Source organism: Pontibacter populi, assembly GCF_019336435.1.
Taxonomy (GTDB): Bacteria; Bacteroidota; Bacteroidia; order Cytophagales; family Hymenobacteraceae; genus Pontibacter; species Pontibacter humidus.
Genome location: NZ_JAHWXQ010000003.1, coordinates 130,975 through 156,331 on the forward strand (window position 1 = coordinate 130,975; position 25,357 = coordinate 156,331).

15 protein-coding genes and 1 tRNA gene are annotated in these 25,357 nt (G+C 42.5%); 13 read left to right on the forward strand and 3 right to left on the reverse strand.

The annotated features are described in order from the left end of the window. Nucleotides 1-310 precede the first annotated feature (310 nt). The 4 genes from KYK27_RS12345 (at nt 311) to KYK27_RS12360 (ending at nt 6,219) form a co-directional block, all read left to right on the forward strand. Complete coding sequence (locus tag KYK27_RS12345; protein ID WP_199110357.1) at nt 311-3,013, forward strand: D-alanine--D-alanine ligase; 2,703 nt, start codon at nt 311-313, stop codon at nt 3,011-3,013. A 165-nt stretch (nt 3,014-3,178) separates the two neighbouring features. Then, nucleotides 3,179-3,955, forward strand: a complete 777-nt coding sequence (locus KYK27_RS12350) for a PASTA domain-containing protein (protein WP_199110358.1) — start codon at nt 3,179-3,181, stop codon at nt 3,953-3,955. A gap of 150 nt (nt 3,956-4,105) precedes the next feature. Then, nucleotides 4,106-5,920, forward strand: coding sequence for a T9SS type A sorting domain-containing protein (locus KYK27_RS12355; protein ID WP_199110359.1), 1,815 nt, complete (start codon nt 4,106-4,108; stop codon nt 5,918-5,920). Continuing rightward, entirely contained in the window at nt 5,917-6,219 is a 303-nt protein-coding gene (locus tag KYK27_RS12360; protein ID WP_199110360.1) for a rhodanese-like domain-containing protein, read from the forward strand. The genes KYK27_RS12355 and KYK27_RS12360 overlap by 4 nt, the downstream gene beginning before the upstream one ends. Before the next feature lie 80 nt (nt 6,220-6,299). Here the strand turns inward: KYK27_RS12360 and KYK27_RS12365 are convergent, their stop codons facing one another. Both KYK27_RS12365 and KYK27_RS12370 read right to left on the reverse strand, forming a co-directional pair. After that, on the reverse strand, nt 6,300-7,592 hold the full coding sequence (locus tag KYK27_RS12365; RefSeq protein ID WP_199110361.1) for a site-2 protease family protein: 1,293 nt from the start codon (nt 7,590-7,592) through the stop codon (nt 6,300-6,302). Next, a complete protein-coding gene (locus KYK27_RS12370; RefSeq protein ID WP_199110362.1) occupies nt 7,579-8,211 on the reverse strand; it encodes an HAD family hydrolase in 633 nt (210 codons plus the stop codon). The genes KYK27_RS12365 and KYK27_RS12370 overlap by 14 nt, the downstream gene beginning before the upstream one ends. A 99-nt stretch (nt 8,212-8,310) precedes the next feature. Here KYK27_RS12370 and KYK27_RS12375 point away from each other — a divergent pair. Together KYK27_RS12375 and KYK27_RS12380 are read left to right on the forward strand one after the other, a co-directional pair. Further along, nucleotides 8,311-8,384 (forward strand) — tRNA-Ile (locus KYK27_RS12375). Nucleotides 8,385-8,707: 323 nt separating this feature from the next. Beyond that, on the forward strand, nt 8,708-10,447 hold the full coding sequence (locus tag KYK27_RS12380; RefSeq protein ID WP_199110363.1) for a DNA cytosine methyltransferase: 1,740 nt from the start codon (nt 8,708-8,710) through the stop codon (nt 10,445-10,447). Nucleotides 10,448-10,644: 197 nt separating this feature from the next. On the opposite strand, the gene KYK27_RS18585 is transcribed toward KYK27_RS12380, so the two are convergent. Further along, a complete protein-coding gene (locus KYK27_RS18585; RefSeq protein WP_199110364.1) occupies nt 10,645-11,082 on the reverse strand; it encodes a very short patch repair endonuclease in 438 nt (145 codons plus the stop codon). A gap of 337 nt (nt 11,083-11,419) precedes the next feature. Between KYK27_RS18585 and KYK27_RS12390 the strand changes: the two genes are divergently transcribed. The 7 genes from KYK27_RS12390 to KYK27_RS12420 all read left to right on the forward strand — a co-directional run bounded on the left by KYK27_RS12390 (nt 11,420) and on the right by KYK27_RS12420 (nt 25,356). Next, on the forward strand, nt 11,420-13,132 hold the full coding sequence (locus tag KYK27_RS12390; RefSeq protein ID WP_199110365.1) for an NERD domain-containing protein: 1,713 nt from the start codon (nt 11,420-11,422) through the stop codon (nt 13,130-13,132). Further along, the gene (locus KYK27_RS12395; RefSeq protein WP_199110366.1) at nt 13,114-15,672 is read left to right on the forward strand and encodes a hypothetical protein; all 2,559 of its coding nucleotides are present in this window, start codon (nt 13,114-13,116) and stop codon (nt 15,670-15,672) included. Before KYK27_RS12390 ends, KYK27_RS12395 begins: the two co-directional genes overlap by 19 nt. Beyond that, the gene (locus KYK27_RS12400; RefSeq protein WP_199110367.1) at nt 15,662-19,849 is read left to right on the forward strand and encodes a helicase-related protein; all 4,188 of its coding nucleotides are present in this window, start codon (nt 15,662-15,664) and stop codon (nt 19,847-19,849) included. The genes KYK27_RS12395 and KYK27_RS12400 overlap by 11 nt, the downstream gene beginning before the upstream one ends. 6 nt (nt 19,850-19,855) lie before the next feature. Continuing rightward, nucleotides 19,856-22,015 (forward strand): DUF1998 domain-containing protein, encoded by a 2,160-nt coding sequence (gene drmB, locus KYK27_RS12405; RefSeq protein ID WP_199110368.1) that lies wholly within the window; start codon nt 19,856-19,858, stop codon nt 22,013-22,015. Then, a complete protein-coding gene (locus tag KYK27_RS12410; RefSeq protein ID WP_199110369.1) occupies nt 22,012-23,103 on the forward strand; it encodes a hypothetical protein in 1,092 nt (363 codons plus the stop codon). Before drmB ends, KYK27_RS12410 begins: the two co-directional genes overlap by 4 nt. A gap of 123 nt (nt 23,104-23,226) precedes the next feature. Beyond that, nucleotides 23,227-24,264, forward strand: coding sequence for a hypothetical protein (locus tag KYK27_RS12415; protein WP_199110370.1), 1,038 nt, complete (start codon nt 23,227-23,229; stop codon nt 24,262-24,264). 834 nt (nt 24,265-25,098) lie between these two features. After that, a complete protein-coding gene (locus tag KYK27_RS12420; RefSeq protein ID WP_199110371.1) occupies nt 25,099-25,356 on the forward strand; it encodes a hypothetical protein in 258 nt (85 codons plus the stop codon). Nucleotide 25,357 lies beyond the last annotated feature (1 nt).

Here is a 25,357-nt window from a genome sequence, read left to right on the forward strand (position 1 = left end):
TGTGAGGCACGAACAAAAGAAATGTACACCGCGCGATGCCCGAAGACGGGGCCTCCCGGCCGTGAGGGCACCAAAGCTAACTATAGAACTATAGGTGAATTGAGCTGCCAGGATTAAAGAGTAGCTATGAAAGGAAAGCTTCGTTCGGATTGTAGTGTATCTAACTATAAGCCGAGATAGATTTCTACTTTCGTCGAAATGACAAAGCAAACTATACTTTTGAACCTATATTTCCAGTTATCAATTCTAAATAAAACCCTTACCTTTTAACACTATTAATAAACGCTTCCAATTTATTACCTTTGCAGGAATGAGAGTAGGAATAATTTTCGGTGGGCCGTCGCGTGAGCGTGAGATCTCGTTTGCAGGTGGCCGTACGGTTTACGATAACTTAGACAAAGCCCTTTTTGAAGCTGTTCCGGTATTTGTGGATAGCCTTGGCAACTTTATTTTGCTGGACTGGCAGTACATTTACAAAGGTACGATCCGCGATTTTTATCCTCCGGTGGATTCGCTTCCAGAGAGCGAACATAGCCTGCAGGTGTACCTGGAGTCGTTGGGTGAGCTGAACATTGAGGAGCAGGACGAAATTATAGCCAAAGCCGGCAAGCGTTTACAGCCAAACGAATTCAGAAACCATTTTGATTTTGCCTTCCTGGCGCTGCACGGCCCTTATGGCGAAGACGGTAGCATTCAGGGTTTGCTGGAGTGGTATCATATTCCATATTCCGGTTCAGGTATTCTTCCATCTGCAATCGGTATCGACAAGGTGGCGCAGAAGGAGATGCTGAAACAGCACGGCTTCCCGACACCGGATTACCGCATCATCAACTATGCGGATTGGTCTGACAAGCAGAACCGTCCGCAGATTTTTGAGAAACTGGTAGCTGATCTTGGCCTGCCGCTGGTTTTAAAAGCACCGCACCAGGGTTCGTCTATTGGCGTTTCTATTATTAAGGATAATGACTTCTCAGCTTTTGAGTTGGGTGTAGAGCGGAGCTTCTTTACCAAAACCATCTATAAGTCTCAGTGGCTGGTGATGGGCGAGGATAAGCAGCTCATGAGCATCAAGCAACTGGTAGATATCCGTGAAGGTATCGGGATGCCGGTACAGCTGGAGGATGGAACTATAGTTTACCATCCGGAAGAGCTGTTCAACTATATCAACAAAACGTTCTCTGCTTCTGCTACCGACAGCATTACGCTGACGAATATTGAGCATGAGCAGCAGGTGTTGGTAGAAGCTTTTATTCGTGGCAAAGAGTTCTCTTGCATAGTTGTGCAGGATGAGCAGGGGCAGCCAATTGCCTTGCCGCCAACTGAAATTGTAAAGGGTAACGAAGTCTTTGACTATAGGTCGAAATACCTACCGGGCCTGAGCCGCAAAATAACGCCGATCAACCTGCCAACCGAGCAGATCCAAAGCATAAGACAAGCAACCAGCCGACTATTCACAGCCTTCGGGTTTAACGTGTATGCCCGCCTGGATGGCTTTATTACCGATAATAACGAGATTTTCCTGAACGACCCAAACACCACATCAGGTATGTTGCCGTCGTCGTTCTTTTTCCACCAGGCAGCTGAAATTGGCCTAAATCCATCGCAGTTTCTGACCTACATTATCCGTACCTCAGTGTCTGAGAGGCTGAAGTCTGGGAAGGACACTGTGAAGTTTACTAAGCTGCTGGCTGAGCTGGATAAGAGCATTAGAGAAGAACAGGCGCACCGCCACGATAAGATCAGGGTGGGTGTGATCATGGGTGGTTACTCGTCGGAGCGCCATATTTCGGTGGAAAGCGGCCGTAACATTTACGAAAAGCTTTCTTCGTCTGTAAAGTATGAGCCGGTTCCGGTTTTCCTGACAGGCAGCAACGAAGCCCATCGTTTGTATACCATCCCGATCAATATTATGCTGAAGGATAATGCTGACGACATTAAAGAGAAGGTGTTATACTTCGAGAATGGCGGCAAACCGCACCCGGTGCTGGCCCAGATCGCTGAAGAAGCAGAAAGTATCACCCGAAAATATACCGGCAGCTCGTTACAGGAGCCACAACGCATCAGCTATAGTCAGTTGAAGAATCTGGTAGATGCGGTATTTATTGCGCTGCATGGTCGTCCGGGTGAAGATGGTGCGCTGCAGGCGGAACTGGAGAAACTATACATTCCGTACAACGGCTCGGGTATCCGCTCGTCGCAGATCACGATTAACAAGTACGAGACAAACGAAATACTTGCCAGGCATGGCGTTCCGGTAGCCAAGCATACGATGGCGATGAAGGAAGACTGGTTACGCGACAAAGAAGCGTTCTTCCAGGCTATAGAAGCTGCTTTCCCTTATCCGTTCATTGCGAAGCCAGCTGACGATGGTTGCAGCTCTGCCGTAAAGAAAATTAAGAACCGTGCCGAACTGGAAGCGTTTACGACCCTGATCTTCCGTGAAATGGAAGAGCTTGATACGGACTGCGTCCGCACCTTGTCGCTTGGTTTTAAAGAAGAATTCCCGAACAAACAGGGCTTTTTAGTAGAAACACTGATCTCCAGAAATGGGGCCAAACACTTCCTGGAAATTACCGGTGGTTTGCTGACCACCCATGCACCGGATGGTAGTGTGAACTACGAGGTGTTTGAAGCATCGGAAGCGCTGGCGGAAGGAGAAGTACTATCTTTGGAAGAGAAGTTCCTGGCAGGTGAAGGACAGAACATTACGCCTGCGCGTTATGCTGCAGACCCGGAGCGCCGTCAGAAGATATCTGACCAGGTAAAAGAAGACCTGAAGCGGGTAGCGCAGATTCTGAACATTGAAGGCTATGCCCGTATCGATGCCTTTGTACGTGTACTGGAAAACGATGAGGTGGAAACGATCATCATTGAAGTAAACTCGCTGCCAGGTATGACGCCGGCAACCTGTATCTTCCACCAGACTGCTATCAACGGGTACAAGCCATACGATTTCATCGACCGCATACTGACCTACGGTGTGGAACGAACGAAGATGAAAGCCACGGTTTAAGGAGTTAAAGAGTTTAGGAGTTAAAGAGTTCTTATAGTTAGAAAGTTAGAAAAGTATAAGTTAGAAAGTTGGTTTATAGTTTAGAGTTGTAGAGATGCAATATTTTGCGTCTTATACTTTAGTCGAATAACAATTTAACAATACAGCAATTCAACAATCAAAAAAATGTTAAAAGCGAATTCATTTGCCGATGTAGTGAAGCACCTGGCTATTATGGGAGCTATAGTAGGAGTGCTGGTTATCGGCTTCTTTTACTTTTACCTGCCATCTACAACCAACCATGGCGAGAGTGTGCCGGTGCCTAAAATAACAGGTATGCTGTTGCCGGATGCGGAAGCTTTCCTGGAAGAGAAGAACCTGCGTTTCTTTATAAACGACTCCAGCTACAACTCAGACCATAAACCTTTCGAGATATTAACCCAAGACCCGGCGCCGGGAGCCCAGGTAAAGGAAGGCCGCAAGATCTACATCTCGGTGAACATGAAAAACCCGCCGATGATCAAGATGCCAAAGCTGATAGACGGGTCTGTAAAAAATGCGGAGCTTATCCTGAAAAGCTACGACCTGAAAATTGGTAAAATTACGCCTGTGCCGGATCTGCAGAAAAATGCGGTACTAAAGCAGTTCGTAAATGGTAAACAAGTAGCTCCGGGCGAAAATATTGCCAAAGGTTCTGTAGTTGACCTGCATGTGGGCGATGGCTTGGGTAATACGGAGTTTGAAGTACCGGAAGTAATAGGCATGCCAGTAGATGAAGCTTCGGTGTTATTGGTAGGCCAGGGACTGCAGATCGGTAACATATTGTATGTGCAGGGTAGTGGCGAACCGGATGGCACAGTGCTTAAGCAGCGTCCGTTTGCCGAAGTAGGCGCCAAGATACGCGTTGGCGAGCTGGTTGACCTTTGGGTGGCCGGAACAGAGCCTGTAGAGACAATAGAATAACACATTAACATAAGCAACGCCTGCCAGTAATGGCAGGCGTTGCTGTTTTATACCAGTAAGGCACACCAAATCGTTATTATTGCGTACAGTCGATGGCTTTTAAACTATAAATTCCTATCTTCTTACCATACTACCTGTTACCCTGACTCTATGAAAAAAACGTTACTGTTTGCAGTTATACTTTGGAGCTATAGTCTGGCAGCTTTGGCGCAGGCGGTACTTGTGCCGTTAACCTCAGAACAGCGTAGTCAGGCAGGTACTAACTATAGAACATCGGCAACTATAGCGGCGGTCAGCTTACCTTTCTTTGATGATTTTGCAACAGTTAACACTAATCCCGACCCGGCGCGCTGGATAAACAGGGGCGTGTTTATAAACAACCGGTTTGCATTTGAGCCTTTAACTAAAAATGTAGCCACATTCGATGGCCTGAATGCTGCCGGGCAACCCTACCTGGCAAATGCCACCAGTCCTGGGCCATCTGATACACTTACCTCCCAACCTGTGCGCTTAGGTGCGTTTTCTCCTTTCGATTCTGTTTACCTGAGCTTTTACTGGCAATCAGGCGGTCTGGGCACCGTGCCATTAAAAACAGTAGAGAACGCTTTTTACCTGGTACTGGAGTTTAAAGATAACGCCGGTAACTGGCAGCTGGCCTGGCGGCAGAATGCTACGGGTGAGGCAACAGATTTCAGGCAGGTTTTTGTTGGGCTAAAGGATGCAAAGTATTTTCATAACGATTTTCAGTTCCGGTTCCGGAATATTGGCCGGCGAAGCGGATTGCAGGATATCTGGAACCTCGATTATGTGGAACTGGACAAAAATCGACGCAAAGGAGTAAACACCACCCGCGATATTGCCATCAGTAAACCCGTAACTCCCTTACTGAAGAATTATACTGCCATGCCTGTTCACCAATTCCTTGAGAACCCGGCTGCGGCGCTAGCAGATTCAGTTTCGGCAACGATGAACAACCTGGGCAATGTGCCGGGTGCTATCAGCTGGCGCGGTTTTATTAAAAGAGCAAATGCTGCAAATGCAGATACTTTCCTCGTGGAGCAGGGACTTATTCCGGCTAATGCGCGGCAATACAAAATCGCGGGTAAACCAACTATAGAAAACATTGCGCTTCCATCAGAGAGTTTTAGTTTAGTGCATGGTTTCAGGCTGAACACGCGGGAGCAAAACCCGTTGCAGGCAGCCAATGATACTACTTTCCGGATTACCACTTTTGCCGACTACTTCGCTTTTGATGATGGCAGCGCGGAAGCCGGTTTTGGATATCCTGCCGAAGGAAATACCACGCAGGTTGCGCAGCGTTTTGAGCTGGCAAGACCAGACCAGGTACGCGGTTTCAGAATCTATTTTCCGAGGGTAGGTGCAAGCATGGAAGGCAAGGTTTTATCGGCCCGCATCTGGGAAGACGCCAATGGCTTGCCGGGGCGCGTACTCCACCAACAGAACTTCGAGATAAAATACACAGAAGGCAACAATGAATTTTATGATGTAGAGTTCAGTGAGCCGGTTTCGGTAAAGGATGTTTTTTACCTGGGATGGAGCCAGCCAGCCAACCAGTTCATCGTTTTCGGTTTCGACAGGAATACCAACATACCTAACAGCCGGTTTTTATGGAACAGCCAGAGCAACTGGCACCCGGATACGTTCCTGGAAGGTGCCGTGATGATGCGGCCTCTAATGAACGGCCTGGCGTTAGGCATTGAGGACGAAATCCCCGTAGCAGCAACTATAGAACTATACCCGAATCCAAGCAGCGGAACAATGCAGCTGGATGGCAACTATAAAACGCTTTCCGTATTCGATATCACAGGGAGGAAGGTGCATAGCCAGCAGCGAAATTCTTCTGGAAATACTGTAGATTTGCGCCATCTACCGGCAGGTATATACACTTTCCGGATAGATACGGGTAAAAAGATTGTCACTAAAAAACTTATACTAACACTATGATCACATCAGACATCACGGCAGAAGAGCTGAAAGAACGCTTAAGCAAAGGAGAAACACCGGTTATTATAGATGTGCGCGAAGACTGGGAACACCAGGAAGGAAATATTGCAGGTGCTCAGAACATACCACTTGGCACGCTACCTCAGCGCCTGGAGGACCTGGAAGATCTGAAAGAGCAGGAAGTAATTGTACATTGCAAATCAGGGGCACGTTCGGCTTCTGCAAAGGCTTTTATGCAACAGCAGGGCTTTACCAATGTCAGGAACCTGTTAGGCGGATTCCAAAACTATAAGGGTTAAACTATTAACCTGAAATACAAAAGCCCGGAGCAGCTTAACTATAGTTGCTCCGGGCTTTTGTTTTCAGCTAAACTATAGACCTATTCGATCACAAAAGGTGTAGGGCTGAAGCAAAGCAGGAAAATTACGAACGCCAGAATTCCCAGCACCTTACGGAAAGGAGTAAGCGGCCGCTCGTTAGGGCAGGACGGATGAAAAAGTCCCATAACCCTAGAAAGCAACAAACTATATACCAGCCAGCCGCTATATCCATCAGCTTCCGGAAAAAAGAAGGAGATCAGTACCTGCACTACAATTATAACTATAGCCGCATAAAGCGCGAATTTCAACTTAGGCACAGCTGGTTGCAGCACAAATATCAGGTAAAGCGCATAGGTTGGCCAAACCCAGATATAGCCGGCAAAGTCGGGTAAGGTAGTAGCTAAACTATACTGGAACATCAGCATAAATAAAGCGGCGCCTGTACTGTAGCGGCGATTGTCCATCAGTTTCCGGAAGGCCCAGTACGTAAAAGGAACAAACACCACCGTCAGCTCATCGCTCCATAACGGCTCGTTGTAAGGCGATATCACACCCAAGCCGGCATAGAGTACAAAGAAGGCAAAGAAGATAGGAGAGAGCCTGTTAAAACGCTTGTAGCCTAACAAACCGTACAGGATGTGCCCGCCATCCAGCTGCCCAATGGGCAACAGGTTTAGTGCCGTGAAAAACAACGCCAGGTAGCCTGCAAATAAAATCGGGTAATGGATGATCTCATAAGCATTGGGTACCAGCGACGGGTCTGTCGCTACATAGTGCTCAAAGAACGTAAACAGCAGGTTGTTACCTAACGAGAAATTACCCATGCCTTGCCTGTATACATGCGCCGCATAATCCAGTCCATATTGCTGATACTCCGGGTGAATAGTGAAAATATGTTCCGGCTCAGGCAGGTGGGTAAAGCCGTACCATAGCAATGGGAGGGCAACTATAAAACCTGCTAACGGGCCGGCAATACCAATATCATAAAACTGCTGACGCGAGTAAATGCGGCTTTTGATGCGAATAAAAGCGCCCATGGTACCAATAGCAGCTGTAATGCCAAACCACAATGGAATGTAGTAGGGCAGCGTAACACGGGTTTTGTAATGCCTGGCGGTAAAATAATGCCCGAATTCATGTACCGTCAGCACACCCAGAAAGGGGACAGAAAAGTACAAGCCAGCCAGAAACTCAGCCCAGGTTATAGTTCCGGTCCAGGTAAATTCTTCGGGGCCCAGGAAAAATAGTTTGCCTGTCATCCACTCGGCCCCGGCTATAGTTGTGGTAATAAAGGTAACTATAAACAGCAGGAGGTGCAGGCCATACTGCCGCTGCTGCTTAGTTAACAACATCTTCAAAAAATGAATTTATAGTTAACGGTGGCTGGAGGTGCAACGTGTTTATGCCCAGGCTGTCGGCACTTTTAATATGCTGAATGCTGTCGTCTATAAACAACGTCTCTGCTTTATCCAGATCATTCTCAGCCAGTATCTGTTCAAAAATAGCAGCATCCGGCTTACGCTTGCCTACCAAATGCGAGTAATAGGTTTGTTCAAATAATGAATCCAGGCTTGGGATGGTAAAACTGTGCGCTACTATCTCGTTAAACTTTTTCAGGTGGATAGCATTGGTGTTGCTCAGTAGGAAGAGTCTGTACTTTTTGCCCAGCTCCTGCAGCAGGTCTATACGCTCTTTTGGGATGTCGAGCAGCATAGCGTTCCAGGCGGCATCTATTTCCTCGTCAGTGGCCTCCAGATTATATTCAAGGCGCAGGCTATCGCGGAACTGCTCGCAGGTGCTGTTGCCTGTTTCGTAAAGGTCGAACAGCTCAGATTGTGCTTTTTGGGTAAATTCCATGGCACTGCCTGTCTTACTGTACGTTAGCAATTCCTGTATGCTTTTATGATAATCTATATTGATGATGACGCCGCCCAGGTCGAAGATGATGTTCTTAATATTTTGTAAATCCACGGAAAAATTTTTGCGTTGCATTTGAAAATCTCGATACAAATATGTAGAATTGCACTCCCAAATCAAAGAAAGCACTTTTTAGCGCCGACTTTCAGGGACGGGCCTATAGCTCATTCGGTTAGAGCAACTGACTCATAATCAGTAGGTGGCTGGTTCGATTCCAGCTGGGCCCACGTTGATAATCAAGCACTTACATCGTTTATTCGGAGTAAGTGCTTTTTTGTTTGCACACAATTTGCACACATTCTCCTTTTGGCATTAAGAAGTTTATAGTATAAAAAGTAATTACCGCTCCCCCTGCATGCCATATCTATCAATAGTGCTGAAAACATTACAACTAAATATTTAACTCCTATATTTGTATAGTTTATTATTACAGACGCTCTGATTCTCATCTTGTGTAATATAGTTCTCAACTTTGTTATCAAGCTTTTATCGAAATTCTATAAAAGCAGATTATTTTCTAGCGATTTTCAGTTAATTTTTTACTCATTGTATGAGTCATAGTAAACTTACAGTAGTTGATTTCTTTTGTGGCGCAGGAGGATTCTCCGAAGGCTTTAGACAACAAGGGTTCGATATTATTCTTGGCATCGATAGTTGGCAACCAGCCATTGATACCTTCAACCATAACTTTAGGAAAGGGTTTCAGCCTAAGAATATACTTGATTTTGACCATTCTATTGAGGAAATTGAACAACTACCTGATAGTGATATTTTATTAGGCAGTCCTCCATGTGTAAGTTTTTCAACATCTAATAAATCTGGCAAGGCTGACAAAACACTCGGTATAAAGTTGACTGAGTGTTTTCTAAGAGTTGTGGCCATAAAAAAACACAAACCAGAATCCATATTGAAGGCTTGGTTTATGGAGAATGTAAAGAACTCAAAGAGATACCTTCCAACTTCTTACTCTTTTGAAGATTTAAGATTATCTGAATGGGCCGAAAAAAATGGAATTGACCCAAAAATGACTGCTATCACATTGGAAGGCAATAGCTCCATAATCAATTCTGCTGATTATGGCTCCTTGCAATCGAGAAACAGACTGATTACTGGTGAAGTAATAAGATATGGCAAGTTCCTAGTACCTACACCTACTCACAGATGTCCTTCTAGCAAAACAGTAAATAGAAATGGCATAGAATTACAATCGTTGCCTAATTTCAGGACTCTTGGTGACTTTCTGAATAACTTCCCCTCCCCTTTTGAAAAAGAATCTCAGGAATTAATAAAGGACCCCTCATACGACCTATCAGTAGAGAAGACCGCACTCTCTGATCATTTCTATGATACAGGGATACATTCATGCGAGTGGAGAAGTTCGAAGTACTTAAAGTTGAATCATCCATTTATGGGCAGGATGTCCTTTCCAGAAAGCCCAAACAAGCCGAGTAGAACTGTGACCGCGACCAGTATAGGGTCATCTCGTGAGGCTTTGATTTTTAAGACTGAGATAAAGAGAGAGGGAGATGGTGAATACAGAGTTCCTACTGTAAGAGAATCTGCAGTACTGATGGGCTTCCCTTTGACCTATCAATTTGTAGGCTCTGAAGGTATAAAACGAAAACTTGTGGGAAATGCTGTTTGCCCTTCAGTAAGTAGCGCTCTTGCTAAAGAAGTAAGAAGGGCATATGGACTTTCAAATATCGAGAAGCCGCATATCGCAACGGTATCTAACTTGAAAGGAATAAATAATCTCAACACCTTTGATGTAAAAGAATTCGGAACTCCACCGAAAAGAAAAGCAGGCTCAAGGTTTAGAAGACACCCCTTTAAGAAAGGCAATATGACAGTTGCCTTATCTAATTATGATATAACTGGTAAAGCAGAAGAATTTGGTACCTGGAGATCAACTGTATTTTATGGAACAGGGGAGGGATTTGGCAGTTTTACTTATGACGAGAATTTCTACACACAGCTAGAACCGATTATAAGAAGTGAGTTTTCAGATGGGGAAAAGTTCATAGCAACTATTAATAATGGATTTAGTGAGAAGATTGCTAGTAAGGACTTACTTCAAGAAATGTATGAGAAGAAATTCTCTACTGGTTGCTATCTCGAGCCAACTTTACTCATCGAGGAACTTGCTAGAATCATAGAGGACTTCGATACTCATGATGAGTTATTTGTACAGTCAACCCAAAAGATATTTGAGAAGCCTATTGTGCCGAAAGGACAACTATATTCATTATATGCCATCAACAAAATAGTTAGTATTGCGAATAATAATTGATTGATTTTAATGGATAATAATTAGAGAGTGACATATTAAATGAATTCGTAAGATGTTCATTTCGGCTTATAGGCGTAAAGTATCTTCCAATTCATAGTATTGTTACGCTTCCTTCTAACGTTTCTCGACCTATAGTTAAAAGTCGTTATAAATACTGTTTCCAGCTGGAACTTTCATTGCTAAATAGTAGCTGTTATTTAGCTACTTATTGTTTTCCTTATCTCCTCAATCACTTGATCTAATTTGCTTTTAATCTCACATTCCCAAACCAGCACTACTTTATAACCCAGGTGTTCAAGCTCATTCTTTTTTATCTGATCACGCTTAACATTCCGTTCAAATTTATTACTCCAAAAATCTGTGTTATGCTTTGGCAAAGGCAGGTTGCATATTGGACACCTATGCCAATAGCAACCGTTGACGAAAATGGCGACCTTCTTCTTAGTGAATACGACATCTGGTCTTCCAGGAAGTTCTTTGTGATTTACGCGGTAGCCTCGCAAACCTAGATGAAACAATTCACTCCTTAATTTCATTTCTGGCTTAGTGTTCTTAGAGCTGTTTGCTCTCATGACCTTTGATGTATTCTCATTCTTCGGAACAGGCGACCGAGCATCTCTTGAATATTTCTTCATATGAATTCAACAACTTTCATATCTGATACCAATACTGGCTTTTCTGAATAATTCTCTCAATGATGGAATTCTAACGTAAAGTTGAGTCATCTTGATTACAGATAATGCCCTATTAACTCACTACTCTTAAAGTAAACGTATTTATTTTCTCATAATCATCCTGGCAGCCCTGTTTTGTAAAAAAAATATTAATCTTTTTATATGTATTCCTTGTTTTATGTCATGCAGGCTTTGTATATTTATAGAGCTTAGAATAAATAGTAAGTCTGCTCGTAGGTAAAAGTGCAGCAAAACTCCGCGATATAACACAGCATAAACAAACTTAATCTCTTACATTATGCCTATTAAGTTTCTAGATGGGTTAGCTCATGCACATTTAAGGAATACTATCACGCATGATGGTGAGCCACTATATGGAGAAATATGGTTCTATGAACAACTGTTAGAAATAGAAAGACTACAGTTAGTTGAGGATACTTGGTATGTAAAGTGGAACTACACCCTTTCAGCACACCCCGATTCAAGAAATAAGTCCGAAGGGCAGATCGATTACCTTGTCATCAGCAAGTATGGTGTCCTTGTGATAGAGATAAAAGGAGGTAACATCAATTTGAATGATGGGAACTTTGCCTATGAATATCAAGGCAACCTTACTCCTTGCCAAGACCCGTTCATCCAAGCGAAGGAGAACATGTACTCTTTGAACACCCTTCTGAATGATAGGGATGTCTTCTTTTACAGAGCTGTCATTTTTCCTCATGACACGAAGTTCAAACCTGTCGGGCCAAGCTATGAAGGCTACGCACACCAGTTCTTTTCTAGACTGGATACCTTGAATAAGAATGATAGAGAACAAGCTGAGTCTTTACATCGGTTCTTAGTGAAGTTAGCAAGAACAGCTCGTGCAAAAATGGTTGAAGCCATTACATCAAACAAGTCTTCACAGCAACTGAACAGTCTCGCATTTCAGAGATATCCTGAGCTTAGTGTCAAAAAGATCGAACAAGTGAAGAGGGCCCTGTTCCCTAACTCTACCAGCTATGGGTTCAATCCTGAAAGTCTCAATAGAATTATACAAGATGAGAATGTTGAGATTTTTGATGGCTTAAGGAAGAACAAGAAGATAATGATTCAGGGACCTCCAGGATCTGGTAAGACTGTTCTTGCACGAAAGTTCATTGCTGATCAGATTCTAAAGGATCAAAGAGGAGTTTATCTGTGTGCCACAAAGTTACTATCTGCATACATGACCCATGATCTGTTAACTTTGAACAGGATCGACCCGAATAGCCTGGCGATCAGGACGTTCCCTTATGATGCGATTGATGATTACGTTGACAGGATACTAGAAGACAAGACAGTTGACTTTGTTGTAGTGGATGAGGCACAAGAATTTATGGACAAAGGACTTGATGATCTAATATGTAAGATGGGAGAGAAATTAGGAGGGCCCAGGTTCTTGCTACTCTACGATGATCAACAAGCGTTCATGGCGAGCTTCACTGACCTTGACTTTTTCCCCAACTATGTGTGTGACAACTATGGCTTTGTGCACTATGAGTTTAGTACCGTTTACCGCTCTAGCCAATCGAAGAACATCACCTCCTTCTGCAAAGAATTGAGAGAATGTGAGACTCACAGGATTCCGCAGCTTATTGATAAAGCCTTGGTGCCTACTTTCAAGGTACGCTCTCCTCAATTAGGTAAGATAGTCCGTGAGACCTATGAAAAAGCAAGAAGCTTAGAGGATACCAGTCTTTCATTCTCTGACACAATATTGTTGATAGAATCAGGAGCCATAGATGAGTTCAAGGCTATGGTCAAACAATTCTATTCAACTCTCACAGAGGAACTAACAGAAGAGAACATCGGCATAGCTCCAGCGAAACTTCGCTATACTACACCTTTGAAATTTAAAGGACTTGAGAAGCCTAACGTCATATTAGTAATTAGAGATAAAATAGACGCTCATAATTTGGTTCAAACCTATGTGGGAGCAACTAGAGCTATGATGGGATTAAACGCTTATATATGGGAAACAGGAGCTTAATTCATATATATAAAGGGTTCTTGCAAGAGAACAATAAGAGCATCCTTAAAGATGATGACCTTATCGTTCAGACTATACATGGGGTCATTCATTCCTCATTCTTCAAAGATTGTAATGAAGCTGAGCAGATTCTTATAGGTCTTGCTAAAGACATCATGCAACACTTCATGTATGTGAAGGGGCGGCAAGACAAGTGTTCATCCTTTATAATCCCTTATTATCATGGGAATGCTGAAGTCATCATCCGCGATTACATAATACTATTCACAGTGATGGAAAGTATTTACTGGCAGTTAACAGAGACTAGGGAACAAGCCTGGAAGCGGCACGAAGATATCATGCTATTTGACCCTTTCTTAGGGAATGACACATTTCTTCAATATGCCAAGTCCCAGGATGATTTACTTGTATTTGGGCAGGATGAGATATTTGTTGATATGGACCAATTCATCCCTCTCTTTAAGAGAAACGATGTACTTAGCGCATCAAAGAATAACTGTCTTACAGTAGGTCACTTCTTCGGTTCAATCATCAAGCTTGCAAGAGCACTTGGTATCACAGACCTAGTTGTACTTGATCTAAAGGCACAAAAGCCTTTGATACTTACTGGAAAGAAGCAGCCGACCTCGTTGTGTGATTTTATTTGTTGCTGTGATAGCACTGATGGTTTCTTTTATGATGTGGTGAACCACGGAAGCGATTTCAAGGCCTTGATTAAAGACTTGAAGCAAACTCATCCGTTAACAGTCATTCAGCTTGACTGGCCTTACAACAATTTTGATGAATCACGTTATGAGCGGATACTGGGACCTCTGCATTTCATGGATGTCAAACTGCGAAAGAGGTTCAACCCCAACTTAGTGGACGAGTTCGCTACTGGTCTATTGTTCTTGCCTGGTGAGCTCTCTGGAACTGATCAATTCTTTGACCATAGTGACATAGGCACGATACTAGATATCGTGGCTACAACCGATTCGTCGGAAACAGTTGCTATGCTTGATGATCTGAAGGAATCTTGGAGCACCATAAAAGGCGATAGTTATAGATGTCCGTTCCCAATGAAATGGTTATCGCTCATACATACAGGCAAGCCAGTAGAGTACTGGGAGAGTTGCTATGAGAGCACATTCCCTGCGGTCCCACTTACTTTACAACGGCAGGTACGAGATATCATCAAGGTCATGTACAAAAAGGATTGGATCAAAAAATTGGTTCAAGAAACCATTGATAAGAAGATAGACTCATTGTCCGTACTTCTACCTAGAGGTAAGAACTACAGTTCTGTCAACAAAGATATCAAAGAATTTCTAGGACAAAGCCTTGAGCATTTAAGAATCAGTTATATTGATCATTCAGATTTATTATATGATGAAATCACTGGACCTGTATGGGTTTTGGATACAAGTCTAAGCGTTCTGTCCAATCTACCCAAGAGAGAGGGGCTATCCTTGGTCATACCCATACCGGATTTTCATTTTGCTGTGAACCTCCTTTTCTTAAAGGTACAGATGCTTAAAATGACAAATGATGTCCTACAAGGGAATGAAACGAACTCGATGTTCAGAAGGTCACTCCTGACGGATGAGCAGAACCTGTTTCTGAACAATTTCTACCGTGATGAAATCAAACTCCTTCTATGGGAGGCCCGAGAAGAATCTAGATACTATCGTCCTACATCGAATGTAGAAGAAACAATGCCGGTACAACCTATGGCAACAGATCACGATGAAGCTTACGAAGAAGAGGTCCAGGATGAATTCAGGATAGCTCACAAGAATGTAAATGCCACTCATGATGAAGATGTGGATAGTACTTTTTTTGTCCTGTTAGACACAGATGTTCAAGAAGTCTTAAAGCCATCAAATCCCATCCTCGTCAAATTCCGTGGCGATTTCATAAACACACAAGCAGAATATCTAAGACCGGGAGATGAGTTTGCCACATATAAGGATGTACTTCTTTCACTTGGAGAGGCTGATGAATTATTCAGAAGCTGGACCAAATTCCCTCGCACAGTAGATAGCTGGAAGCAGAGATTGAAGGATCAAGAGGAAAGTGTAGGAGGGGTATATAATAGGCTTAAAAGGCTAATTGAAGGGGAATTCATTCAGATACAATATTTTGAGAAGAACTGGCTAAATCCTGATTCAGAGATAAGGTTACCTCTAAGAAGACAACATTGGAATGCGGTCTGTAGAATGCTAGGCATTGAAGACAAGGATAGGAATCAAGCCTGGATAGCGGTCAAAAGTGAGCAAAGAATGGATGATGCCAGTTGGAGAAGGACCAAGGCGAGCGTTCTTAACATGATCGCCAAGAACAGATATTGGGGCTTGACACAGAACATTGATGCTGTCAATGAGATAACCGCCATCTTAGACAAGGAACCTTACTTCAAAGAGAGAGGGATCGATAGTAGAGATGTTGCAGAAATCCTATTGCATGACCTGACACATGAACTTACGAAAACTGTACAGTTTGAAAAAGTAAAGAGTATCACCTATTCGAACCAAATAACTGAGAAGTCAAATGCCTTCTAAATACGAAGATAAAAGAAATAGCCTGGAGAGAACTATCAGGGAACAGATACTAGGGCCTGGTGCCAATGCTAATCGCTATATCCTACTAAGCGAATGGGAAAGCCATTATGCTGGAAAGAACCTTAAGGAACTGTTCCCAATAGATAATTTGCTCGAAGTGATGGATGAGGTACCTGCTTACTATTATAGTACAGGTATACTTTTCCCTTCAACGGTAGAAGCAAAACCTGACAATGGTCAAGGGCAACAGAACAATACTGCATCCGGTGATGATGAGAATGGTGCTGGAGATGATGACTTCCATGATAATAAGGAAGAAAGTCTCTCTTCCTTAAATCAGAATTACCCTACTTCGTTCGGACTCTCTTTTGCAATTGACAAGAATTGCCAACTACAGGAAGACCTTGAATTGAAAGTTGAGTTCAGGACCTATAGGCCGGTCAAAGGGGAGGCACTGAAGGAAGTCGGTTACTGGGTAAGGTCACACCAAGCGGTAGTCAAGGAGGTCATAAACAAATACTTCACAGAATACCTTAAAACAGTCGAAAAAGAGGAGAACCTTTTCATTGTATCCACAAGGTCTGAGATTTCCAGAGAGGATGCATATCGGTTAGACTACGACCTTTTTGAGAGGTTCCAGCATGAATACCTGAGTGATGCACGTTGGGAGCAGGAAAAGCAGGAACACACCTTAGCCCCTAAGAATAGGTATGGTTATGAGACCCGATACCTTCTACTTAATGATGCTGATGGTTGGGTATCAAAGATACGTGAGCGCTTTCTAGCACAATTCTTACCTGCATGGAAGAAAGGGAATATCAAAGCAAAGGCCTATGATCAGGAGTTGATCGCAAGAGTCGAGGTAGTGAATCTAGTAAAGGACATGGTAGAAGCCTTTAAGAAGAACTTCAACGTCCGGAAAAGCGCTATGTGGAAAGCAACTCCACAAGTTATTCATACGACACTCCCTGCTTATGGGAACAGCAATAGAGAGATCGGGCAGAAGCTTGTCTATGGCTCAGATGACTCGCAGAGTCCAAAGCTGGAGCTTTTCTGGCAATACATTATGCCTCGGTTTAGAAATAGTGAGGACAAGGATAAGATCTACATAAAGCTTGTGATAAAGAACGTTTCTCAGCCTTACAAGTTGAAACTCAATGAACCACCGCAACTAAATAAAAAGAACAAGGCCAACATAAAGAGCTTCTTTGGTATAAGATTGACTGTAGCAGAAAGTGAAGCAGGAAGCAATGTCCTAAGAGCATATAATCCACCTAACCTCAGCAAAATAGACCAAGAGGATAACTTCAACAAACTCCTTTACAGGCAATATGAGGATCTTGGTGAAGGGTACAACACATCTGTTGCATGGGGCACATCAGAGGATGGGAGAAGGTTCATCTGCACAGAGTTCTTGCCGGCCACCACAACACCACAGGTAGATCATACACCTAGCAAACTTGAAGGTGGTACAGTTAAAACTAGGTTGACCAATACAGATATACTGCGCATAAAGCCATTGTCTACCCTTAGTAAACTATCAGACACTGCTATAACAGAATGTTTACGAAGCTTCGTCAAGGACTACAGCACCTGGATAGAAGAAAAACAACGTGAACTTTGTAAAGAAGGTCTATCTACAGAAGGAACAACGATATTGAATGAGCAGCTTCTCAAGGCGAGTTCAGATGAACGAAGGTTGCGAAGGAACATCGGTCTTCTTGAAGGAGATAGGGATGCCATGGCTGCTTTTAGGCTCATGAATACTGCTATGTTCCTACAGATACATCACTCTCTGAACATAAAACAAGCTAAGAAGTCTAATTTAGCCCATTATTTAGTTGCAGCCGGTAAGGATGAGGAAGCTTACAAAGCATTAGAAGACACGATACCAGGAAACTCGAAAGCTCACATTGCGTGGAGGCCGTTTCAGCTAGCGTTCGTACTTCTCAACATAGATGCGTTCGTTAAACCCGGAGGCAAAGATGAAGTGATCCATGATGATATTTTCGACAGTGGTTGGCACGAGCGCAATGGGCTAGCTGATCTTGTGTGGTTCCCTACAGGAGGTGGTAAGACAGAGGCCTATCTTGGTATCATTGCCTTTCTCATCGCATATAGAAGAATGACTAAAGGTGTTGATGGAACAGGTACTGCAATATTGATGCGTTATACATTAAGGCTACTAACACTACAGCAGTTTCAAAGGGCTACACTACTTATCTGTGCGCTCGAGCATATCCGAAAGGAATCCTTCTCCATACCCAATCATCGATCCCTAGGAAAAGAGAGAATCACGATAGGTCTGTATGTTGGGAATGATTCTTTGCCAGGTGCTTGGACAGGCGGTGAAAAATCTATGGAAGCTGAGTTGCGAAGGATTGCCCAGCAAATAGATCAAGAAGAAAGGCAGATAAAGACCAAACTGCCTCACACGGATTGTCCTTGGTGTGGTAGTGAGCTATTCACCACTTTACATAAGGATGCGCTCTCTAACGTTTTGGAACCAGATAGCAAAAAGAGCATCCCTCTCAGGTTCTTCTGTCATACTTCCGGTTGTTCCTTTGAGGATATGGACATGATGGAGGAGGAGAATTCGCTACCGTTGAGGTTATATGACGAGGAAATCTATAAATACCCACCCACCTTGTTGTTCGGGACTGTTGATAAGTTTGCTCAGTTAGCTCATAATGTGGAGAACGGTCACGGTAGTGACTCCAGAAGGATATTTGGGCAGAGGCGAAGGGGAAATAACCTGCTACCCTCGGTAACACCACCTGAACTTATCATTCAGGATGAATTACACTTATTGTTAGGTCCATTGGGATCTGCAGTTGGACTTTTTGAGACCGCTATTGATGAGCTATGTACATACAGCAAGGATGGGTTGAGCCTTAGGCCAAAGATAATCACTTCGACTGCGACCACACGTAATACCAAAGATCAAATCTATGCTTTGTTTGATAGAGAGGTACAAATATTCCCTAAAGCTGGGATACATTGTGATGATTCCTTCTTCGCATACTATAAGCGTGCAAGTAGTGGTGAATACCTTTCAACAAGAAAATATGTAGGCATACTTCCTGTTGGTAAGACACAAGTTTGGATGCAGCTCCGAATAGCCGCTGTAGTACTAGCACACAGGTACAAGTACTTGTATGAGCAATATTCGTCGAGCGACCTTTATGAGAATGGCATAACCGATGAGGAATTTGGCAGGGTAATGGACTACTACCATACCATGCTCATGTACTTCAATAGCCTAAAGGAAGTTGGGAAAACAGAGTCCCAACTTTACCACTACTTACCAAACGAAGTGAATCTTATAAGGCGCAACATCACAGATAGCAACTTCTTTGACCCTTTGCTTTCACCAACAGATAATATCAACCATTCTGAGCTTACTGGTAGACTAAGTGGTGAAGAGGTCAAATCGAACCTATCTGCTATTGAGCGTAATTGGGAGCTGCAAAATGCTGTTTCCCCTCCGGAGTTCGTCATTGCTACGAACATGATATCTGTCGGTATAGATGTTTCAAGATTCAATACAATGGTGATAAGCTCCATGCCACGGAACATTGCTGAATATATACAAGCATCTAGTAGGGTAGCACGGGAGAAAGAAGGGCTAGTATTGACCGTACATCATCCATTTAGAAGCAGGGACCTTTCTCATTATCAAAGATTTGTGGAGTTTCATGAGAAGTTCTACAGCTACGTGGAACCTATCTCTGTGACCCCTTATACTTTCAAGGCGCTCAAGCGTTATCTTCCATTGTTCCTAGCGACTTGGATCAGGCACAAAGGGTATGGCCTATCAACAAATGAACAGGCAGGGATGTTGAACGAGAATTTGAAGGATACTATCGTGAATGAGGTGGTGCAGCACTTCAAGACTCTCCGGAAGCACTCTTCTGACTTGAAAGTCATAGGCATATTGGATGACAATGAATTACTTGAGATCCAAAATGAGGTTCATAAACTTATGACCCAGATGTGGCTCGAAAGAATAGGTCAAGGACAAGGAGCCCCTGAAGATTTCCGTTACAAGACCGATAGTCCTAACACCTCTATCTACATTGTAGGTAACTCTTATGATGTTGATTTGAATTGGAATGTCAAGGGTTCTCTAAGAGAGGTAGCACCTGAAACAGTTATTAAAACAGTCCAACAGTAATAAGTCATGTCGTTTAGCAAGAACAACCAGGCGAATGAGAGCCTGAGCCAGTATAAGTTACTTTCTGCATATGGTGGAGCAGGCTCCCTTTTACACACACAATATGGTTCCATTATAGTTTCCTGCATTGAGGAGTGGGGATTCCTAGAAATAGCAATGGATGAAGTTGTTGAGCAGGACCAAGAACCTCAAAAGAACATTGACAAAGGATTGGCTAAAAAAGGATTGCAACGATCGAGGGACTGGCGCCTTTTACAGGACCTTAAATCAAGGAAAAGGTTACCTAACCTGCACAGCTTGATCCTGATTCCTAGCATAGAGGTTAATGAGCATTCCAATAGGATACAGAATGATGGCACTCCTTTGGCTATCAGCAGTACCTTCCTGCCGAAGAACTTCATAGACGAACAGTCCAAAGCCTTGAAATCATACAAGGAATGGTTTGCTGATTGGAAGAGAGCTGTGGGGAGAGATGATCTGAACCTGTTCTTCCCACCTAAACGGGCCCTTACAAGGAAGGTCGGTGATGAGGTCTCAGTGCAAAGAGACCAAAAGGGTAAACCTAATGGTACTGTTCTAAAACAAGACAATGTAATCTTGATATGTGAGCATGGACACATAAGTTCTTTCCCATGGGCCAAGTATCTTCGTTGGAAAAGGGAGAACCCTCATGTGAAGCAAGAAGGATTTGCTGACATCTTTGGAGCTTCCACATGCTGCAGTAAGCCAGATATCAGTATCAAGGACAGTCAGGGCAACACAGCGGGTTTCGATGGTAAGTTCTTAAACTGTAACAATAAGGGCTGTGGCAGTGGGGTCTCACTAAAAGGCCTATTCAACATCAAAGTAAAATGCCCTGGCCATAAGCCTTGGGAAGTAGAGACCGGTGATAACAGATATTACTCCGGAAATGATAATGCTAGGGATAAGGAACCACCTACTGAAGCTTGTGACAGGTCCATGAAGGTTGTCTTGACCACAGGGAATAACCTTTATTTCTCAAGAAGTATCTCGAGTATCTATATGCCGGAGGTGTTATATAAGAGGTATTCCGAAGAGATATTAGATCTCTTGAGAGAGCAGAGTCAAAAGTTGTTCGAAGCGGGTATACCATCAGATAGCATAAAGGCAATTGCCATAAAATATATTGGAAAAGAGAAGTTTGAGGATGTAGAAGCAATATCACATCCATTATGGGAAGCAACTGTGAGGGGCTTCCAAGATGGTCTCCCTGAAGGTGAGGCTGGTACAGACCAAGAGATAGATCAGGCCGAGAGAGACGTTCAGTTCAGACACAAAGAGTTCAACATCTTAACTTCTAGGTCAGATGATGATATCAATGTTGACAAGGACAGGCTCTTTGTAAAGGACGTAACGGAGAATCTAACAAGTGATCTCAGAGGCTTTTTCAGAAAGGTATTACGTATAGACCAACTGATGCTTACGACCACGCAACTGGACTTTTCAAGAGATAGACCTGTCGATGCTGACGCTGGGACCAATGTCAAACCTCAGAATATATTCAGAAGCTTTCCCCAAGACGTCCGAGTATATCCAGCAGTAGAAAGTTTTGGAGAGGGTATCTTCTTCGCTTTTGATGAGGAGCAATTAGAACAAGTTGCTCTTGACCATAGATTCCATAAAATGTTCAGTAGGCAACTAGACACTTTTGGCCAAACATCCCAAAAGCATGCTATTGATAATGGGAATGCCTTATACATTGTCCATACTTTCTCTCACCTAGTCATGCGTGAGTTGGAATTCCAGTGTGGATACCCTACAGCCTCATTATCAGAAAGGCTTTACATCTCAGCCAATGACGATACAAAGATGTATGGGGTGTTGGTCTATACGTCGGAGGGAGCAGAAGGTAGTATGGGAGGACTGATAGCTCAGACAAGACAAGAGAACCTTAATGTGCTATTGAAACGAGCGTTCGAACGTGCAACAATATGCTCAAGTGACCCTCTTTGCTGGGAATCAGAAGGGCAAGGTTTGTTCGAACTAAATCTTGCGTCTTGCTTTTCATGTGGTCTCGTTAGTGAGACCTCTTGCGAAAAGAGGAACATGTTCTTAGATAGGAGAATACTTGTTGATGAAGATCTCGGTCTATTCAAAAGGGTGATTTACCAAGGATCTGAAACAGGATGTATACAAGAGACTTGAGCTTTCAAGAAGAAAGCATTGGATTTTTAGAGAAGGTGAATGCTCACCTTTCTCCCCTTAGCGGAAAGAGGAATAGAAAGCTACGGTTTGACAGTAAGTTCAAAGATGAAGCGATAGAACTACTTAAGGCTTCCTTTAGAAGACGAATGAAGGAACCTAAGCAGATAATTTCTCTGTACGAAGAGATATTGAGCTCTGGTCTAGGAGAATATATAGAAGCACACCTAAGAGAATATGTCAATGAGCTTATGATTGACATCTATCTACATCAAGATTGTGATCGTATATTGAGAAGCATTATGGGAAATAGAGTTTTAAAGGAGATAGCTATGCGGGCTCCTTTAGTTCCTGGGCTAATCAGTATTGGCAATGAACGCAACTATTACCTCTTTTCGAATCTATGGGACATAGGTGTACCTAAAGATGCAAAAGGAATTCTATCCATAGCCTATTCCATTGCAGAGAAGATATGGGAACTTATACAGTTAGATGATACTAAGCTTGAGTCACAAAGGGTCATCATGCATTTTGTTAAATACTTCGGTACTTTAAGTAATGTAGATAAAATCACTTGTGCATGTACAGTCTTGAAAATATTCAATAGCAACCTAATCAAGGCGCTAGATGATTATGATGACCGATCGGCCAATATGGTGAACATCAGCGTGGTCTTCAGAAGGCTTAAGGGTTTCTTAGAACTTTTGAGAAACTTTAGAAAATTAAGGCTTGATGATCTTTCACTGATACCTTTATTCGATCATGATGTCAAAGCGCCTCTAGTTTTTGGCGATAAGTATCTCAAGCAGCATGAACAGTTCAATGATTTATTGATAAAAATTGAGGAACAAGCAAATATATCTTGTGCACCACTTAAGGAAGAAGAAGTGCTCGAACTCTTACTTGAAATGATAGTATTAGATAAAGTATTAGATAAGACTTTATATGAAAAGCTTCGAAAATCAATAGGAAGTGTGTCAAAATGTAAGATAATAGAGACACTCGGTGTCGATCTTTTAAAAGAGCAGTATTTGAAATGCCATTTTTTTAAAAGTATAATCCGCACTAAATACATCTTTGAGGTTTTGTAACATTAGTTTTCACAACCATATATTATGTGAGGTGAACCTGGAAGAGATATTCATTCCTAACAAACAATACTTCGGAGGGAGCTTCACAACACTGTAAAGTAAAAGTGAACCAAAAATTTACTGATGTTTAGTACTAGCAATAAATATTTTCTTCTGAACTTACATAAAGAGCTAGGTAAGCTAAGTGAACATGAATCTATCTTAGCTTTCAACGAAAAATTTAAAAACCAAGCTTTTGAGAGGATACACAAAAGTTACTCTGAGACAAAGTATACAGAAAGGACATCATTCTATGAAGATGTCCTAGAGCATGTAGGCAAATTTGTAGTTGAAGAGCTTCTAATAGATATCTATTTAGAAGATGAGTGTGATCATATAATAGAAAGGATTAGTGAGAGATTGAGCATCCTGAAGAATCAGATTTCCAAGAATGCCTTTCTTCTAGGGTTAATGGATTCCTCATCTTGCAGCAACTTCTTAAAGGATGAACTGGCAAAATGCATCGGGGTAACTGAAGTAGATTGGCATAATACGAACCAGAATTCACATCCTACCATCAAGAAGTTTGCTGCTGGTATAAATGCTGCTCTTATAAATCAGGAGGGGGAGCTAAAACTACGATCTAATCTGGTGCACTTCATAAAGTATTGGACTTCACTTAAGTCAAGAAGAGAAAACAGGAATGATAAGGCCATATTGCTCATCTATCTGATTAATACATTCGTTAATTCTCACCAAGATAGCATATGCCTCGATTTAAAGAAGGTTGTGGAAGAATTACGTATTTCACGGTTTAGTAAATTGGATTCTGTACCACTGCTAAACCTAGATACAGGAGAGTCGGAAATTTTTCCTGTAGGTTATCATAAACTTAAGAGAAAACTGCTAGAGAAGTTAGAGCAGATATCATTCTTAAGGCTAGCTCTTACACCTACTGAAGTATTAGGTTTTATAAAAGAGTATGTAAATAAGCATGATGAAATCAATAGCTCTGCTCATTATGAAGGTGTAAAGGCTAAAATAATAGGTGAGCTACATAGAGTGGATAAACTATACATCTTAAATACTATTGGATTAGGAGTTCTTTGTCAAATGTATCAAAAAGATGATTTTATGAATAATATTATTCGAAGGAGGTACATCATTGAGGTGTTCGAATAACGAATAGAATAAGTAGCATCAATGCTAACCCTTAATTAAAAGCATTATACAATTCTAATGAGTAGAACCCCCATTATTTAAATTTGAACTGAAACTTATATAATGGGGTTCTAAATCCTTCAATTGCTAATCGCTAAAATGAGATTCGACTATGGCATACGTTGATTCCCAATCAATATGATTATTAGGATAATAGTGCTGGATTCTCATCGCTAACTTGTATAACATAGACTTGCATACCCAGTTCTTGTTTAATATCTGCATAATCCATTCTGATTCCTGGCCTCTGGTCCTTCCTAATTCTCTTTTGGGTATTGAGTACTGTCTGTAGCTGCCATACGCGTGATAATTAATAATCAATGTATGATCCTTTTCCTCGAAGTAATAGTCTTCCATCATTTTTAATTTATTTTTTTTGAAGGTTTGATCTGCTGGAATAACATTCTAGAATTAATTATTCTAGGATTATTCATTCCGTCCTATTACTATAACACTGGAACAAGGCGAAATGTATTATCGCATAAATCATCACTGGTCTGTTTAAGTCAACTCAAGCGTTTACCAGGAGTTGCTGCAAAATCCGGTTTCATATCCCAATCCCTCAAGGCTGATATAGTATTAAGATAGCGTTAAATTATTTTTTATTTTTTGTGGAAGTCAAAACACCACCCTCCCAGTAGCAAGCCCCCCACCTCAACCGGCGGGCGGAGGTACCCCCGTAGTTTTGTACCACTAAAAAATAAAAAGACGATGGTAACCATTACCGGCTTTAAAAAGCGCACGTCCGAGGACGGAAAAGAGTTCAATGTCCTCCTTCTGCAAGGGGAAATAGAGTTGATCCAGTCCAGGCAATCCGGCAGGTTTTACGCGACTGCCAAGACCTGCACCATTCCCTGCACCTTCAACGATCCCATGTGCCAGGGGCTGATCGGCAAGACGCTTCCGGGTAACATTGAGAAAGTAGTGTGCGATCCGTATGATTACCACATTCCGGGCACGGACGAGATCATTTCGCTGGCTTATTCCTACTACTATGATCCGATCGAAAGGACGATGGAGCAGGAAGTCTTTCAGCTGAAGACAGCAGCGTAAG